The sequence below is a fragment of the Arthrobacter sp. Y3221159 genome (genome assembly GCF_059089885.1).
Map to the genome: position 1 here is coordinate 112,021 of NZ_JBNHFC010000002.1, position 16,531 is coordinate 128,551.

11 protein-coding genes and 2 pseudogenes are annotated in these 16,531 nt (G+C 65.9%); 3 read left to right on the top strand and 10 right to left on the bottom strand.

Annotated elements, in window-relative coordinates:
- Nucleotides 1-16: 16 nt before the first annotated feature.
- The 6 genes and pseudogenes from AC5RT3_RS02890 to AC5RT3_RS02915 all read right to left on the bottom strand — a co-directional run bounded on the left by AC5RT3_RS02890 (nucleotide 17) and on the right by AC5RT3_RS02915 (nucleotide 5,562).
- Nucleotides 17-1,426: an MFS transporter gene (locus AC5RT3_RS02890; RefSeq protein WP_494123451.1), complete on the bottom strand. Its 1,410-nt coding sequence runs from the start codon at nucleotides 1,424-1,426 to the stop codon at nucleotides 17-19.
- 64 nt (nucleotides 1,427-1,490) lie between these two features.
- Entirely contained in the window at nucleotides 1,491-2,303 is an 813-nt protein-coding gene (locus AC5RT3_RS02895) for a cyclase family protein (RefSeq protein WP_494009558.1), read from the bottom strand.
- A gap of 83 nt (nucleotides 2,304-2,386) precedes the next feature.
- A pseudogene (locus AC5RT3_RS02900) lies at nucleotides 2,387-2,596 on the bottom strand (tautomerase family protein); the annotation flags it as partial.
- A gap of 15 nt (nucleotides 2,597-2,611) precedes the next feature.
- Nucleotides 2,612-4,330 (bottom strand): GMC family oxidoreductase, encoded by a 1,719-nt coding sequence (locus AC5RT3_RS02905; protein WP_494123452.1) that lies wholly within the window; start codon nucleotides 4,328-4,330, stop codon nucleotides 2,612-2,614.
- A complete protein-coding gene (locus tag AC5RT3_RS02910) occupies nucleotides 4,323-4,931 on the bottom strand; it encodes a gluconate 2-dehydrogenase subunit 3 family protein (protein WP_494123453.1) in 609 nt (202 codons plus the stop codon). Before AC5RT3_RS02910 ends, AC5RT3_RS02905 begins: the two co-directional genes overlap by 8 nt.
- Before the next feature lie 277 nt (nucleotides 4,932-5,208).
- Entirely contained in the window at nucleotides 5,209-5,562 is a 354-nt protein-coding gene (locus tag AC5RT3_RS02915) for an ArsR/SmtB family transcription factor (RefSeq protein WP_494123454.1), read from the bottom strand.
- A gap of 362 nt (nucleotides 5,563-5,924) precedes the next feature.
- On the opposite strand from AC5RT3_RS02915, the gene AC5RT3_RS02920 reads away from it, so the two are divergent.
- Both AC5RT3_RS02920 and AC5RT3_RS02925 read left to right on the top strand, forming a co-directional pair.
- Entirely contained in the window at nucleotides 5,925-6,482 is a 558-nt protein-coding gene (locus tag AC5RT3_RS02920; RefSeq protein ID WP_494123455.1) for a hypothetical protein, read from the top strand.
- Complete coding sequence (locus AC5RT3_RS02925; protein WP_494123456.1) at nucleotides 6,479-9,355, top strand: ATP-binding cassette domain-containing protein; 2,877 nt, start codon at nucleotides 6,479-6,481, stop codon at nucleotides 9,353-9,355. The genes AC5RT3_RS02920 and AC5RT3_RS02925 overlap by 4 nt, the downstream gene beginning before the upstream one ends.
- Here AC5RT3_RS02925 and metH read toward each other — a convergent pair.
- The 4 genes and pseudogenes from metH to AC5RT3_RS02945 form a co-directional block, all read right to left on the bottom strand.
- Complete coding sequence (metH, locus tag AC5RT3_RS02930) at nucleotides 9,345-12,992, bottom strand: methionine synthase (protein ID WP_494123457.1); 3,648 nt, start codon at nucleotides 12,990-12,992, stop codon at nucleotides 9,345-9,347. The genes AC5RT3_RS02925 and metH overlap by 11 nt on opposite strands.
- Before the next feature lie 245 nt (nucleotides 12,993-13,237).
- Nucleotides 13,238-14,062, bottom strand: a complete 825-nt coding sequence (locus AC5RT3_RS02935) for an SNIPE associated domain-containing protein (RefSeq protein ID WP_494051821.1) — start codon at nucleotides 14,060-14,062, stop codon at nucleotides 13,238-13,240.
- 28 nt (nucleotides 14,063-14,090) lie between these two features.
- A pseudogene (locus AC5RT3_RS02940) lies at nucleotides 14,091-14,699 on the bottom strand (ABC transporter ATP-binding protein); the annotation flags it as partial.
- Between the two features lie 244 nt (nucleotides 14,700-14,943).
- Complete coding sequence (locus AC5RT3_RS02945; RefSeq protein WP_494009566.1) at nucleotides 14,944-15,174, bottom strand: cupin domain-containing protein; 231 nt, start codon at nucleotides 15,172-15,174, stop codon at nucleotides 14,944-14,946.
- Nucleotides 15,175-15,497: 323 nt separating this feature from the next.
- Between AC5RT3_RS02945 and AC5RT3_RS02950 the strand changes: the two genes are divergently transcribed.
- Nucleotides 15,498-16,421, top strand: coding sequence for an ABC transporter substrate-binding protein (locus tag AC5RT3_RS02950; RefSeq protein ID WP_494009567.1), 924 nt, complete (start codon nucleotides 15,498-15,500; stop codon nucleotides 16,419-16,421).
- Nucleotides 16,422-16,531: the final 110 nt, after the last annotated feature.

A 16,531-nucleotide genomic window follows, 5' to 3' on the forward strand; every position in this document is an offset into this window, starting at 1 on the left:
GCGGCAGGTAAGGGCCTCACTCTTGGGGAAGTCCCGGCCGCACATTAGTCCGTTCGCGGGAGACCAGGGCGCGGTCACGGTCCTTGAAGCGCCCTACCGTTTCGCGGGTGAACAGCGCGATGAGGATTGCAGAGATGAGCGAAACAGCCACGAGGAAGTAGAGGGCGTAGAAGTATCCCGTTTCATTTGCGAATCCTCCTCCAAGTCCGATCAGCCATCCGATGACGAGGGGGGAGACACCTCCAAGGTAAAGGAAGAACAGGAGGATCGAGTTCGCAGTCCCTACCGCGCCTCTCTCTGCGGAGTCCGAGCCGAAGGCGTAGAGGACAGGGAAGATGGCATTCGTGGCCAGGCCCGCGATGAGCTGGACCACAATCAGCACGGTCAAACTCACCGCAGAGAACCGCAGCAGGTAGAGGCCGAGTGCCAGCCATGTGAACGCGATGATCAGACTGATCTTTCGTCCGATGTAGTCGGAGACAATGCCCCAGAAGATCTGGCCAATCCCGCCGGTGATGGTGAACACGGCGCTGTAGGCGGCGGCTTCCGCGAAGCTGAAGCCGCCCACGAAGGCGATATATGCGGGCAGCCAGAAGCTGATCCCGGTGTAAATCATGATCCCGAACATGGATGCCAGCGCCGGAACCAGGATGTTCGGATTAGCCAGGCTTCGGCGCAAGGCACCGGGTTGGGCGTGCTGCTGCTCTGCGCCGCCGGCTCCAGCGGCGAGAGGCTTCGTTAGCCCTGCCGCCTCTGTTTCCTCTTCGAACTTCCGGTAGCGTTTCGGGGAGCTGTACCACCACCAGCTAATCCAGATGGGGATCATCGCCAGCGGGATGATCAGGAAGACGTAGCGCCAGTTCTCGGGGCCGAAGGTTGCCAGGATTGCCCCCGTAGCGATGGCGCCGAGACCCGTTCCCCATGGATAGGCGGCGTGCTGTATCCCGAGTGCCAGACCCCGCTTCTCCACCGGGTACCACTCGACCATTGCAGTCACTTCGACCGCTTCGCCGGCGCCGCCGAAGGCATTTTTGATCGACTGGATCACGACGACGTTCCAGATCGTCTTCGTCAGCGCGGCAATGCCGGTGAGTATGGAGAACAGGAAATATCCGGCCGCCACGATTGCGTTGCGGTACTTGCGTGCCCAGCCGTGCCCGCCCCGGTCGAACCAGGCGCCGGCCGGAATTGCCAGCGCTGCCGTGGCCACGGTCACGATTGTGCTGACGATGCCTGCCTCCTCCGGCGACAGCTCGAACTCTTCAACCATCGGTGGCAGCACATAGTAGAAGATTTGGCGGGTATTGGCGTTCATTGCGTAGACCAGCCACAGGAAAATGAGCGCCCCGACCGCGGTTGCCGGAACGCGGCCTCGGTCCCTGGGAGTTGCCCGCTCCGGCCCGCCGGCCGGCTGTTCCGTTGCCATTTTGCCTTCTCCTCTCAGGTCAGGCTGTCACCGTGCTGTTGTTGGTTGGATGGAGATCCGGGTCTCATGCTGGCACCACCGCCAGGGGGCGGACCGGGGATCCTGTCACGCCGACCATTTTCAGCGGGAGGCACACGAAGAGGAACTCCTGGTGCCCGGATGCGGCAAGCCCTTCGAGCTGGAGGTTTTCAAGAATGTAGATTCCGTTTTGGACTATGAGGACCACGTGGCCGGGGAGGCTCCCGCGCTGGGGATCTGGCTGGGTGGAGTCCCAGGCTACGTTGTCGGCTCCTACTGCCTGCACGCGCTGTCCGGCGAGCCACTCGGACGCTTCAGCGGAGATACCCGAGCCCCGGAGGTATGCCTCGGGGTCTTGCCACTGTGATCCGTCTCCGGTTCGTACGAGGACGACATCACCTGCTCCTACCGAGACATGCTGGACGGAGGCGGCTGCCTCCAGCTCATCCGCCCCCACGGTGGTGCCTTCCGGGAGCCGGTCCACTCCCCGGTACCGGGGGACATCGATGAGGACTCCCCGGGTGACCATGGGTGCGATGGTTTCCACCCCGAGTTCGCCGAAACCTGCCGGAGTCTGCACCTGCGCATCCACTTGGCGTCCGCCGAACATCTGCAAGCCCAGAGCCTGGTGGCAGAGGGCATCAATGTGTGTCCCGGAGTGTTCAGCGGTGATGATCAGGCCCGAGGCGCTGGTCCTGGGTTCACCTGTTCCGGGTTCATGCCTGCGGTGGAGCGTGTATACGAAGCCGGGACGGTGTGCAGCGAAGATCGGGGCCCCTGCGTAGCGGGGCTGCTCAAGGTCATAAAGGGTAGCGTGGCTGAACGTCGTGAGCAGCGAAGCCACCGATTCGGCAGTCATCTCACGACACTTCCCGCGTCACCCCTCAGAGGGGATAACGCCGGTGAATAGTTTCCCGATACCCAGGCCATGAGTAGCATCTGTCATGCCTTCTCCGGATTTGATAATTCGTCAGCCAATAGCTGGCCGCCCTGTCCCCAGCTTTCCGGGTCGATCTCATCAAGGATGACCACCACTCTTTGCCGCTTTGAGCCCAGGACCCCAGTCACGGCGTCGGTTATCGCCTCGATGAGCCGGCGCTTCTCCTCGACCGAGCGGCCTGCCCGCATGTGGACCTGTACGACTGGCACTGCCTTGCACCTCTCCGGTCAGCTGCTACGTGCTTCCCCTGCGGCCTTCGCTCCAGCCTCCGCGCGAAGGTGATCGGCTGCAAGGTAGGCCAGGGCGTAGATCGTCAGGGTGGGGTTGTAGGCGCCGTAGGTGGGGAACTGTCCCCCGCCCAGGACGTACAGGTTGGGCACTCTGTGGCACTCGCCGTGTCGATCAACCACCGAGGTGCTCGGGTCATCACCCATGCGATGAGTCCCCACCTCGTGGGTCGAGACGTGGTACGGCGGGGCGCTCGGCGCCTCCCACCACTCGCGCATTCCCATTTCGCGGGCGATCTGGCGCTTCTTGCCCTGCATGAACTCCACGTCCTGTTGATCCCGGGCGGTCCAGTCATGGGTGATACGCAGCGCGGGCTGACCGTAGGCATCCTTGACCTTCGGATCGAGGTCGCAGAAGAATTCCTCGCGCGGGAACGTGGCGGTCTGATGGTACATGCTGAAGGTGCGGCGGTAATTGTCCCGCATCCAGTCCTTGAATCCCTGCCCGAATTTAGGCGCGGAATCGGGCATGTTCCTGGTGGCTTCCACCGGCTGGACGTCCCCGCCAAAGCCAATGATGGGGCTGCCCCAGACCGCGCCGTCCCCGGTGACGAGCTCCGAGGTGTAGTCATCCACGACGCTGGTCGCAACTGCGGGACCAGCGAACGGGTTGCTCCAGTCTGGCAGCGTTCCCGTGAACCAGCCGTAGTTGTGCGTCATAAAGTACTTGCCGACGATGCCGTTCCCGTCGATGCCCGAAGCCAGCAGGAGCCGGGTGTTCTCCAGCGCGTACGCCGACAGCACCACGTACCCGGCGTCGATCTCACGTTCCTCTTCCCGAACAAGGTCCAGGTAACGGACCCCGGCGGCCCGCCCGGCCGCGTCCCGCTTCACCTCGAAGACCCGCGAATAAGGGCGGATGTCGAGGTTCCCGGTCTCCAGGGCCCTGGGAAGGAGCGCCACTGCGCTGCTGGACTTGGCACGGACGTGGCAAGGGTAGTCCCTGCAGAAACCGCAGTACACGCAGGCGCTTCGCCCCTGGTACTCCACCGAGTTCACCGCGGCCGGGGCGGGGAACGGGTGTAGGCCGAGCCGCTTGGCTGCTTCGGAGAACGGCCTGTCCCCGGCCGTCATACGCAGCGGCGGCATCGGATACTCCCGCCTTCGTGGTGGTTCGAATGGGTTGCCCCCGTCTTGAATCTCCCCATTGAGGTTGCCGGCCTTACCGGCCACTCCGATCTCGTACTCGGCACGCTCGTAGTACGGTTCCAGCTCGTCATACCCCATCGGCCAATCGACGATGGCCGTATCCGCCACGGCGTCCTTTCCGAGACGCTCGATCAACGTTGACCGGAGGCGAAGCTCGGCGTCCCGGAACCGCCAGGCCCAGGCCGCCCAGTGGATAGTTCCACCGCCCACTCCGATGGACGGAGGGACGAACAGAGGTCCGAGCGCAAGCGGCCCTGAGGACCACGGCAGGACTTGTCCCGTCGTGTCCGCGTTAGGCCGCCAGGTGATGGGATCGCTGGACATATGAGGGGAGATTTCCTGACGGACGAAGTACCGCAGCTCGTCGTGCTTGACCTCGACATCCTCATCCGCATAGCGCGGACCCTTTTCCAGGGCGACGACGCGCATTCCGGCCTGCGCCATCTCATTCGCCAGCACTCCGCCGGCAGCTCCCAGACCGACGATCACTATGTCAGCATGCTCAGCCACGATCAGGCTCTCCCTTCCGCTGCTCTCGCTCGTTCCGCAGATCCTGGAGGGTTACGATCGGGAGTGCGGAGGCATCAAACCCGTATCGCATCTCCTCCTCGCCGTAACCCCAATGGGCTCCGGGGAAGCCCAGCAGGCGCCATCCGGCGGCGTTCCTGTTGCCCCCGTACGCCGGATCACCGAACGTGCCCTCGACCACGTGCTGCCGCACGACCGCAAAGAAATACGGCAGAAATCCGATGCCGAACATCTCCTCACCCGCAGCCTCCGAACGTTCGGCGGCAACGGCAGTATCCAGCCCACCCTGGGCAAGCCGCTCCAGGATGGAGTTCTGCTCGCCTTCGTCAAGCTCAATGAACGTGCGGCCCTGTCGCTCACGGCAGCTGCTATCGAGGGTGGCAAGGCCAGCACGGTACAACCGCTGCAGGTGCCGGTAGGGGCCGGCCAGTGCCCGGTCAATGTACGTGACAGCTCCCGCCTCGCGGGCCCCGGGATCATCCTCCGAACCGGGAATTATCAACCCCGCCAGCACATCGAGGGTCGCCGCCTCATGGGCGTTGAGGAAGGTGATGGCACCCGAAGAGCCACTCATCGCGTTCATGGACAGCGCCTCCTTCAGCGTCGTCCGCGTCGCGTCAGGATAAGGGCGGTGGCAATGGCTGCTCCGGCACTACCAGCAAAAGGCCCGGACGAGAGGTTTGCGCGGTGCGTGGCTACCAAAGAAACACGACAGCGCCGGCGCACCTATCGGATATGATCAGAATTTTGCTCCCCTCCAAACCATAAGTCAACAGACCGCAAGACGAGGTTCTGACTGACCCTCACGGGGGTCTGCTATCCGGGGCAGAAGTCTGAAAGCGCGTTAGCCAGGGAGCCAGTCAACCGCCTTCAGACTCGTCTGCGAGGCGGGTGCCGGCGTAGATCAGGACTTCCTCAATCAGCCGGTTCAGGTGTCGGTCTTGAATGGAGTAGATAACATTGCGACCGACTTTGCGGGCATCGATAAAGCCGCTCACACGCAGCTTAGCCAGATGCTGGCTCACACGGGTTCGGCCGGCTCCGGTGGCCTCGATCAGCTCCGAGACCGTGGCCGGTCCGGCGGTCAGCGCCAAGAGCAGCTGCAGCCGCGTTGGTTCGGCGAGCATCCGCAGTGTGTCGGAGGCCATCTCGACCCGTCGCCGGTCCTGTTCGACCGGGTGCCGGACGCCTACTGCCCGCGTCGGTTCGGTCATAGCGCGCTTGCTTTCATCAACTGGACAAAGGCAGCTGGCTCGGCTGCGACCAGCCGTTGCTGCTGCCGATGCCATTATCGCAAGATTGGGTCCTACCTGCAGAGGGCAGTTTTATCAATGCGACCTTCCGCCTACCTGTGGGACGGTCTTCGCCTTCCGGTTCTTGCCGGTGGGACGGGGAGGAGCAGGTACAGACATCACGGTATGAGCCAGGAAGCCGCACGTTCCGGCGGTCGACGGCGGAACCTCCCGCCGTCGTCGGTTCTGTTCCGCATGGGGCGTCCCGCCGGCTGACGTGAAGCCCGGCGTCACACAACGTGGCGGCATCCCGATCCTGCCTGGCCACGCCCTACCCTTATCAGGTGACTTTGACTAACCTCCGCACCGCCGCCGCGAGCTCCCTCGCCGCCGCAGGTCTCCTGTTTTCCCTCGCCGCCTGTTCAGCACCGGCCGCCACCCAGCCCGCCACCTCCGCACCGGCCACCACGCCCGCGGCGTCGTCCGCCGCAGCCTCTGAGGACTGCGACGGCGTGCAGGTCATCGTTGATTCCGGCGCCCTGAAGCAGGACGCCGCCGACACCTCCACCTGCGTGGACGTCACCGAGCCCACAGTGGCATCTGAAATTCTCGCCGAGGCAGACATCAAAACCGAGGGCACCGAGCAGTACCCCACCGAGCTGGTCTGCCGGGTGAACGGCGTGCCCGCCGCGGACCTCGACATCACCCACAAGGCCGGCACGTACCGGGAAGGATGCAAGGGCATGCCCGCCGCTTTCGCGTACTGGTCCCTCTGGGTCAAGCCGGCCGACGGTGAGTGGGCCTACGCCCAGGAAGGCCTCGCCACCCTAAAGGTGAGCCCCGGCGAGAGCCTGGAACTGCTCTACACGGTCGACGGCGAACCGGCCGCACCCAAGGCATGACCTTCCGACCCGCGCCGCTACGTGCTGGGGTGGCCCTGGCCGCCATCTTCATCGCGGCGCGGGTCATCTACCGCGTCCTCTTCAACGGCGCCAGCAGGGGCACCCCGGTCCTGCTCGACCTGCCGCCGGTGCGGCTGCCCGCCCCCTACGCCCATGTGGTCCTCTTTGGCCCGGTCACAGGATCCGGCCTGTGGGAGGCGGTCCTCTCCGCCCTGCCGATTGCCGGCATCATCCTGGGCTTCGGCATCCTCAACTCCTTCGTGGACGTGGCCCGCGGCTTCGTCCACCTGGCCCGCGGCGGCCCGATGCAGGGCATCGCCCGGATGCTGGTGGTGGCGTGGGCTGCGCTGCCGGCCCTCGCCGACGCCGTGCACTCCGTCCGCCTGGCCTTCCGGCTGCGGGGCGAACGCTTCGGGCCCCGCGCCCTTGTCCCCATCCTTGAACGCACCCTCGAGCACGCCGGCCGGGTCGCCGCCGCCCTCGAGCTGCGCGGCTTCGGCAGCCGGGCGTCCCACCAGCCCGCACGCGGCACCGCAGAACCCGTCCTGATCCGGGACGCGCACTTCCGTATCGGTGACGCGCAGGTGCACGTCTGCGAATTCGCGCCGCCACCCGGGTCCATCACGGTCATCACCGGGCCCACGGGTTCGGGGAAGTCCACCATCCTCCGCGGCATCGCCGGGCTCCTTTCCCATGCCGACGGCGGCGCTATCGGCGGCACCGTGCGCGTGGCCGGGGTAGACCGCGCCGCCACTCCCCCGCGCGATACCGCACGCCTGGTCGGCGTCGTCCTGCAGAACCCCCGCGCTGCCTTCGCCAGCACCCGGGTCCGGGACGAAATCTCCCTCGCCCTTGAACTGCGCGGCGTGCCCTCCCAAGCCTCAAAGGCACGGGTGCTGGAGGTGGCGGAGAGCGTCGGGGTGACCGCGCTGCTGGACCGCAACCTCAGCACCCTCTCTGCGGGCGAGGCTACGCTCGTGGCCATCGCTGCCGCCGTCGTCGAACATCCCGCCCTGCTCCTGGTGGACGAGCCCCTGGCCGACCTCGACACCGCAGCACGCGCACGCGTCACCGCCGTGCTGCACGCCCTCGCCCGCGACGCCGGCGTCTGCGTCATCGTCGCGGAGCACCGCGCGGAACCGTTCATCCCCGTCGCCGACTCCTGGTGGACCATCGACGACGGCGCCCTGATCCCAACTGCAGGGGTCCCGGCTGCCGCGCCGCCCGCCTCCCCGCGGGCTGCCGAAGTCCTTCCGTCCCAGGCCGAGCCGGCGCAGGAAACCCTCGTGCTGACGGCGGCAAACCTCGCGGTGCACCGCAAGGGCCAGCCGCTGGTGAGCGACGCGTCCCTCACCCTGCACCGCGGCGAAGTGGTTGCCCTCGTGGGACCGAACGGCGCCGGAAAGTCGTCCCTGCTGGTGGCGCTCGCCCTGCGTGACGGCAAGGCGGGTGACGCTATCAGCGGGAACATCACGTCCGACGGCGGCCGGGTGGCCCTGGTGCCGGACGCCTCGGACGACCTTTTCACCCGGGACACCGTCGCCGGCGAGCTCCGCGCGGCAGAGCGCCGCCTTGCACGCCGAATGGACGGCGGCCAGCCCGCGTCCGGCTTTGCGGCGTCCCACCTTGCCCGGCTGCGGGGAGACGTGGCAATCCCCATCGGGGACCAGCATCCCCGGGATCTTTCAGCTGGCGAGCGCCGGATCCTGGCCATCGCGCTGCAGACCATGGATGATCCGCAGTTGCTCCTGATCGATGAACCCACCCGCGGGCTTGATCCGGCGGCCCGCACGGCAGTCGCGGCTGCGTTGCGGGCGGCAGCTGACGCGGGCGCGGCCGTCCTGATTGCCACCCACGACCTCGATTACGCGCAGGGCCTCGCCGCCCGGATCCTGCCGATGCGTGACGGCGTCGCGCCCGCACCCGCCGTCGAAGCAGCCCCGTCCAGTGCCACGGCAGCCAGCGCGGCCCCGGCACCCATCGCGGCACCGCAGTTCACAGACCGGCGGACCGATCTTCCCGGCGCCATGAAACCGCGCCGCATCCGGCTGCCACGCGCCGTCGAGCTTCCGGTCCTCGCGGCCGCAAACCTGCTGGCCCTCGGCGCCTTCTGCTGGCCGCTGCTCGCCACGGCCCTCCCGCAGGATGCCGCCGCAGCCGTCCCCTACGCAGCGCTGGCCATCGCACCCTTGGCCACCGTCGCCGTCGTCCTGTCCCTCGACGGGTCCGTCCGCTCGGCACACATGGTGGCGCTGCTCGGCGTCCTGGCAGCCGTCGGTTCGGCGGTGCGGGTGGCGAGCACCGGTGTCGGCGGCGTGGAGGCGGTCTTTATCCTGCTGATCCTGGCCGGCCGTGCGTTCGGTGCCCGGTTCGGCCTGCTGCTGGGCGCCGCCACCATCGCCGTCTCCAGCGTGCTGTGGGGCGGGATCGGGCCGTGGACGCCGTTCCAGATCTTCGCCTGCGCGTGGGTGGGGGCCGGGGCCGGCCTGCTCCCCCGGCGGGTGCGCGGGAAAGCGGAGTTGTGGATGCTCTGCGCGTACGGTGCGGTGGCGTCCTACCTGTACGGTCTGCTGCTCAACCTGTGGTTTTGGCCCTTCGCGGTGGGCACCGGCACCGGCATCTCCTACGAGCCGGGCGCACCGCTGGCCACCAACCTGAGCAGCTTCCTGCTCTACTCGCTGGTCACGTCGACGGCGGGCTGGGACACACTGCGCGCGGTCACCACGATCGTAGGGATTACGGTCATCGGGCGGGCCGTGCTGGCCGCGTTCCGGCGGGTGAAGCCGGTCGCCGGCCCGGGCGGAAGCACCGAAAGGCGTTCCGCCCAGGACCAGTCCGCAAAGGCCGGGGACCGGCACCAGCTCACACCTTGAAGTACTTCGCCTCCGGGTGGTGGAACACGAACGCGTCCGTGGACTGTTCGGGGTGCAGCATCAGCTCGTCGCTGAGGATCACGCCCATGCGCTCGGGCTTCAGGAGCTCGGTCACCTTGCGGCGGTCCTCCATGTCCGGGCATGCGGGGTAGCCCAGCGAGAACCGCGCACCGCGGTAGTCGAGCTTGAAATACCCTGCCGTGTCCTTCGGCTCCTCGGCGGCGAAGCCGAGCTCCTTGCGGATACGGGCATGCCAGAACTCGGCCAGTGCCTCGGTGAGCTGCATGACCAGGCCGTTGAGCTCGTAGTAGTCGCGGTAGTGGTTACCGGCGAACATCTCGGCGGTGAACTCGTCGATCTTCGAGCCGGCGGTGACCAGTTGCACGGGCAGCACGTCGATCTGCCCGGATTCGCGGGACTTCACGAAGTCCGCCAGGCACAGGTGCCGGTCGCGGCGCTGGCGCGGGAAATCGAAGCGCAGCCGCTCGGTGCCGATCGGGCCGCCGGAACCGCCGTCAGGGGCGAGCAGTCCCGGGGTGCCGAGGACGCCGTCGCGGTCTTCACCGTGGTGCAGCACCACCACCTGTTCGCCCTCGGAAACGACGGGGAAGTAGCCGTAGGCGACGGAGGCGTCCAACATGCCCTCGGCGAGGATGCGGTCCAGCCAGTAGCGCAGGCGCGGCCGGCCCTCGCGTTCCACCAGTTCCTCGTAGGAGGCGCCGTCCTCGCCGCGGCCCGGCTTGAGGCCCCACTGGCCCATGAAGGTTGCGCGCTCGTCAAGGAACGCGGCGAAGTCGTGCAGCGCCACGCCGCGCACAATGCGGGTGCCCCAGAACGGCGGGGCGGGCACGGGGTTGTCGTCGGCGACGTCGGACCGGCCGGGCATGGCCTCCGGCTCGGTGACTGTGAACTTGGCACCGCCCTTGTGGATGCGCTTCTTCAGCGGCGGCAGGCCGACGTCGTCGGGCGACTCGCCGCGGGCCACACGCACCAGCGGTTCCATGAGGGCGAGGCCCTCGAAGGCGTCCTTGGCGTACCGGACGGTACCGTCAAACTGCTCCGCCAGGTCCTGCTCCACGTAGGCGCGGGTAAGGGCGGCGCCGCCGAGGATGACCGGCCACTTCTTCGCCAGGCCGCGGGACTGCAGCTCTGCGAGGTTCTCCTTCATCACCACGGTGGACTTCACCAGCAGGCCGGACATGCCGATCACGTCGGCGTCGTGCTCCTCCGCTGCGGCGATGATCTCGGCAATGCCCTGCTTGATGCCGATGTTGATTACCTTGTAGCCGTTGTTGGTGAGGATGATGTCCACCAGGTTCTTGCCGATGTCATGCACGTCGCCGCGGACGGTGGCGATCACCATGGTGCCCTTGCCGGAGGAGTCCGACTTTTCCATGTGCGGCTCGAGCAGGGCGACGGCGTTCTTCATCACCTCGGCGGACTGCAGCACGAACGGCAGCTGCATTTCGCCGGCGCCGAAGCGTTCGCCCACCACCTTCATGCCCTCGAGCAGGTGGTCGTTGATGATGCCGAGCGGGGTCAGGCCCTCGCTGCGGGCCAGGTCCAGGTCCTCCTCAAGGCCCTTGCCTTCGCCGTCGATGATGCGCCGTTCCAGGCGCGCGCCCGTGGGCAGCGCCGCGAGTTCGGCGGCGCGCTGGTCCTTGAGCGCTGCGGTGTCGACGCCGGCGAACATGTCGAGCATGATGGCGAGGGGGTCGTAGGTGGTGTTGCCGTCGGCGTCGTATTCGCGGCGGTCCCAGACAAGGTCCAGGGCCACCTTGCGCTGGTCTTCCGGGATCGAGGCGAGCGGGACGATCTTGGCGGCGTCGATGATGCCGCTGGTCAGGCCCGCTTCGGTGGCCTCGTGGAGGAAGACCGAGTTGAGGACGATGCGCGCGGCCGGGTTCAGGCCGAAAGACACGTTGGAGACGCCCAGGGTGGTGTTGATGCCGGGGTACTTGGCGGTGATCTGGCGGATGGCCTCGATGGTTTCGATGCCGTCCCGGCGGGTTTCCTCCTGGCCGGTGGCGACTGGGAAGGTCAGGGCGTCCACGATGATGTCCTCGACGCGCATCCCCCATTCGCCCACCAGGGCGTCGACGAGGCGGGAGGCGATGGCCACCTTGCCGTCGGTGGTGCGGGCCTGGCCCTGCTCGTCGATGGTCAGGGCGATCACGGCGGTGCCGTGTTCCTTGACCAGCGGCATGATGCGGGCGAAGCGGCTGTTGGGGCCGTCGCCGTCCTCGTAGTTGACGGAGTTGACCACCGGGCGGCCGCCGATGAGTTCCAGGCCGGCCTGCAGGACGGGCGGCTCAGTGGAGTCGATGACCAGCGGGAGGGTGGAGGCGGACGCGAAACGGGAGACGATCTCCTTGACGTCGGCGACGCCGTCGCGTCCCACGTAGTCCACGCAGACGTCCAGCAGGTGCGCGCCGACGCGGATCTGCTCGCGGGCGATGTCCACGCAGTCGTCCCAGCGCTCTTCGAGCATGGCCTGGCGGAACGCCTTGGAGCCGTTGGCATTGGTGCGCTCACCGATGGCCAGGTAGGCGGATTCCTGGTCGAAGTTCACGTGCTGGTAGAGGGAGGCGATGCCGGCCTCGCGCTCGGTGGGCACGCGGGCGGGCTGCGTCTTGCCGCTGCCGGCTTTCGTCGCCTGGGCGCGGAAGGGGGCAAGGCGTTCGACGACGGCGGCCATATGTTCCGGCGTCGTACCGCAGCAGCCGCCCACCAGGCCCAGGCCGAATTCGCGGACGAACTGCTCGTGCGCGGTGGCGAGTTCGGTGGGTGAGAGCGGATAGTGCGCGCCGTTGGCGCCGAGGACGGGCAGGCCGGCGTTGGGCATGCATGCGATGGCGACGGAGGACTGCTTGGAGAGGTGGCGGAGGTGCTCGCTCATCTCATCCGGGCCGGTGGCGCAGTTCAGGCCGATGGCGTCGACGCCGAGCGGCTCGAGCGCGGTGAGCGCGGCGCCGATTTCGGAGCCCATGAGCATGGTGCCGGTGGTCTCGACAGTTACTTCGACGAAGATGGGGAGCCGGACGCCGCGGGAGACGATGGCCTGCTTGCAGCCGTTGACCGCGGCCTTGGTCTGCAGGAGGTCCTGGCTGGTTTCGATGAGGAACGCGTCCGCGCCGCCGTCGATGAGGCCCTCGGCCTGCAGTGCGAAGGTCTGCTTGAGGTAGTCGTAGCTGGTGTGGCCAAGGCTGGGGAGCTTGGTGCCCGGACCCATGGAGCCGAGGACCCAGCGCATCCGGCCGTCTGTTGCTTCGGCCGCTTCGGCGCGTTCGCGGGCGATCTTGGCGCCCTTGAGGGCGAGCTCGGCGATGCGGTCGTCGATGCCGTAGTCGGAGAGGTTGGACCAGTTGGCGCCGAAGGTGTTGGTTTCCACGGCGTCGATGCCGGTGGCGAAGTAGGCGTCGTGGATGTCGGCGATGACGTCCGGCCGGGTGTCGTTGAGGATCTCGTTGCAGCCTTCCAGGTTCTGGAAGTCTATTTCGAGGGTGAGGTCCCGGCCCTGCAGCATGGTGCCCATGGCGCCGTCGGCAATGACCACGCTGTGGTTCACGGCGTCCAGGAGTTCCTGCGCGCGGGCAGGGCGGGGCACGGATTCGATGTCGAGCGCAAAACGGGGCATCAAACAAGGTTACGCGGGGAGGCCAAGTACATTGCTTAGTGTTTCTGTGTGCTACGTCGGGATGGTTGCATCGAACTGATCGTCGTGCGGGCTCAGAGCGGATGGCGAACTGCAGCGTGATGCCATCGGGGATGGCCGCGTAACTTCTCTCTAATGGACCAAGAGTGTGCGTCTCTCAGATAGTGGAGCGAACGACGTCGGAACTTCCCGCCGTAGTCCGCTCCACTTCACTGCCGCAGGTGGTGTTAGACGGCGGCCGGTATTAGCCCTGCCTCACGCAGGTCTTGGGATGCGGCGAACTCCTCGGCGGGTGCGTTCTCGTGGTATTCCACCAGTTCCACGTGATGCTCCACCAAGGCGTCTTTCACGTCGGAAGGGGACGCGTAAGAGTACTCACGGCGCAGATTTACCAAGTTCACTCTCTGGCCAGCAAAATGCTGGTGGAGCATCGTTTCAATGCCCACAGCGTCCTTGGAGAAGAACAGGGCGTGGACGTCAAAGAGGAACGGGACCGAGGCATCGCCAAGTTCGCGCACTCGTTCCATGGGGTTGAGGCGGCGGGTCATTCCAATCTTGACTACCCCTTCACCGAATGCGCCTAGGTTAGAGATGACGTAGACATACCCAGCGCGAGTGTTGAGCGCGTTGTCCTCTGCGTCGGCGAGCTTTGCTTCTGCGTCCTCGAGCTGCTCCTGGACACGCTGGACACCTTCAAGGTCTCCCGCGGCCTGGAGCTGCATGAGAACGTTGGCATAGTGGTCGACCTCCTTCTGCTGCTTGGCCTTTAGCGCTTCCCACTCTCGCTGCGCCTTGGCAGCCTCCCTGGCTTCGGCTCTCGCCTCGGCTTCCATCTGCTTCTGAATTGCCACGGCTTCCAGGTGCCGTGCCGCGAGTTCAAGTTCCTTCTCGCGCAATGAGTGGAAGGCGTTGGTTATTTGCAGACCTATCACTGTGCCCCGCTTTGCGATCTGCTCCCGCGCTTTCTCGAGGCGGGCTGCTGCAGTGTGAAGGTTTCCGGCTTTCACGGTCTTTACACAGTTCTCGGCCTCAGCGTTGTAGGCACGAAGCAACAGGGCAGAAAGGTCGCGAACGAACTTGCTACCCTGCGGCCAGCAATAAAGCGTGCGTCCCCTGTTCCACGATCTGGCCGGCCTCCATCGCCAAGATGAGGTCGGCGTCGCGGATGGTGGACAGGCGGTGGGCAATGACGAAAGAAGTACGGTCGGACCGCAGCGCACTCATCGCCTTCTGCACCAGCACCTCCGTACGGGTGTCCACGGAAGACGTGGCCTCATCCAGGATCAGCACCGACGGCCGGGCCAGGAAAGCCCGCGCAATCGTCAGCAGCTGCTTCTCCCCCGCGGGTTCGCGCCCTCGTCATCCAGCACGGTGTCGTACCCGTCCGGCAGTGAGCGCACGAACCGGTCCACATACGTCGCGCGTGCGGCTTCGAGAATTTCAAATTCGGAAGCACCTGGCCGGCCGTAGGCGATGTTGTACCGGATGGTCCCGCCGAACAGCCACCTGCAGCACCATCCCCAGCCGCGAGCGCAGCTCTCGCCGCGGCACCGAGGTGACGTCCACGCCGTCGAGCGTTATCCGTCCCGCATCCAGCTCGTAGAACCGCATCATCAGGTTCACCAGCCTGGTCTTGTCCGCCCCGGTGGTCCCCACAATGGCCGCCGCCTGCCCCGGCTCCCCCACCAACCGGACTGCAGCACGTTGGCCATGGCCCCACGCGCCAGCGGCATGTTGAACTGCCGCGTGATGAACGCCGGGACATCGCCCCGGACGTTAACGGCAGCCGAGCTTGGGAATGCTGCTGTCCAGGAAACTGGAGTCCGCGTTGGGCAGGGCGAGACACAGAAAGGCGGGCATGGGCAGCAACTGCTGCACCATGCCCTCCGTTCTCAGGTTTGACGTTTACTGTTCGGCGGCTGCCGGGACGTTCTTAACAAACCCACATCTTGCGGACAGTCTCGCGGATGGTCCAGTGACCCTCCCAGCCGGCGGGAGTCACGAAGAGGGTACCGGGGCCGACCTCAAAGCTGCTGCCGTCCGGTTCAGCGATGGTTCCGCTCCCGCTGAGGATTTGGCAGATCTCGTCGTAGCCAGGCCAGTGCTCTTGACTTCGCCCGAGGTAACCTCCCAGATCCCCGTCCTGAGATCCTCCCTGGCCCACATTTGGTGGGAAACTTCCGTCCGGCCGGGAGACGACTGAGCTCTGTAGAGGACTATCCGGCAGCGCTTCTACCAATGCATATTCCCAACCTCCGAGGCCTCGGATACATGCGACATCCCCCGTAGCTCAACTGTTCTACTGTTGACAACCGACGCCCGGCGGAGTTTTATTGGTGTCTGGAACGAGAGCTGAATCACACCTTCGCTGCTGCGCCGGCGGTTAGCAGCCCTCGTGGTGCCGCATCGATACCCGAGCGGCAGGCATGGATAGAACTGCATTCTCAGTAGGCACTTGCCGCTGAGCCCACTGAAGGGAAGCACATAATGGGCAGAAAAAAGATCCAGACGGTGGCCGCCGGACTAGCAGTCCTGCTGGCCCTGAGCGCTTGTGGCGGCGCGGCCACGGGCACCGAGGCAACTGACGTTCCCAAGACGCAAAACACCCGTGACATCTCAGAAGGTGTCCAGCCGGATGCGGAGGCAGTTGCCCTGCTCCCCGAGTCCTACAAAGCCAAGGGCGAGCTTACGGTCGCGATGGATCTGAGTTCCCCGCCCATGACATTCCTCGCCGAGGACAATTTGACGCCCATTGGCGTGAACCCTGACCTGGCCCGCCTGGTGGCAAAGAAGCTGGGGCTGAAGCTGAAGTTCGAAAACACGGCCTTCGATACGATCATCCCCGGCATCGACGGCGGCCGTTTCGACTTCACAGCGACCACCATGTCCGCCACGGAAGAGCGCCTGAAGGTCATGGACATGATCAACTACCTCAAGGGCGGCTCGGCCGTGGCGGTAACGAAGGGCAACCCGCTCAACCTGACCAACGACACCCTCTGCGGCAGGAACATCGGCGTGACCAAGGGTTCCACGCAGCAACTCAAGCACCTGCCCAACGTCTCCAAGTGGACCTGTGAGGAAAAGGGGCAGCCCGCAATCAACGCAATCACCCTGCCCAACGTCCAGGAGGCTCTGACACAGCTGGACTCCAAGCGGATCGACGGCGTCTTCTACGACGCCAGCGGCCTGGCCTGGGCGGACGCCCAGCAGCCGGACCATTTCTCCATCCTGGAGCCCAGGATGGATACCCGGACGAATACCAATGTTGCCATGGGGCTGAAGAAGGGATCACCGTTGACGCCGGCCCTGCAGGCAGCCATCCAGTCGGTTCTCGAGAGCCCGGAGTACAAGGAATCCCTCGAGTACTGGGGCCTGGCCGAATCGGCTATTTCAGAAGCAGCAATCCGCTAACGGCTGCGTGCCACCCTAAAGCGGGACGGGTCCGGAGTTGAAGCCTCGGCTTTGGCTCCGGACCCGTTCGCGCATGCGGGGCATTGGCCCTGGCGGGCAACGGCCAGAGA

What these genes read in the sequence shown, in the direction of transcription:
- AC5RT3_RS02950 (WP_494009567.1), top strand. Translation starts at nt 15,498, where the DNA reads ATGGGCAGAAAAAAGATCCAGACGGTGGCCGCCGGACTAGCAGTCCTG.
- AC5RT3_RS02915 (WP_494123454.1), bottom strand. Translation starts at nt 5,562, where the DNA reads ATGACCGAACCGACGCGGGCAGTAGGCGTCCGGCACCCGGTCGAACAG.
- AC5RT3_RS02925 (WP_494123456.1), top strand. Translation starts at nt 6,479, where the DNA reads ATGACCTTCCGACCCGCGCCGCTACGTGCTGGGGTGGCCCTGGCCGCC.
- metH (WP_494123457.1), bottom strand. Translation starts at nt 12,992, where the DNA reads ATGCCCCGTTTTGCGCTCGACATCGAATCCGTGCCCCGCCCTGCCCGC.
- AC5RT3_RS02895 (WP_494009558.1), bottom strand. Translation starts at nt 2,303, where the DNA reads ATGACTGCCGAATCGGTGGCTTCGCTGCTCACGACGTTCAGCCACGCT.
- AC5RT3_RS02890 (WP_494123451.1), bottom strand. Translation starts at nt 1,426, where the DNA reads ATGGCAACGGAACAGCCGGCCGGCGGGCCGGAGCGGGCAACTCCCAGG.
- AC5RT3_RS02910 (WP_494123453.1), bottom strand. Translation starts at nt 4,931, where the DNA reads ATGAACGCGATGAGTGGCTCTTCGGGTGCCATCACCTTCCTCAACGCC.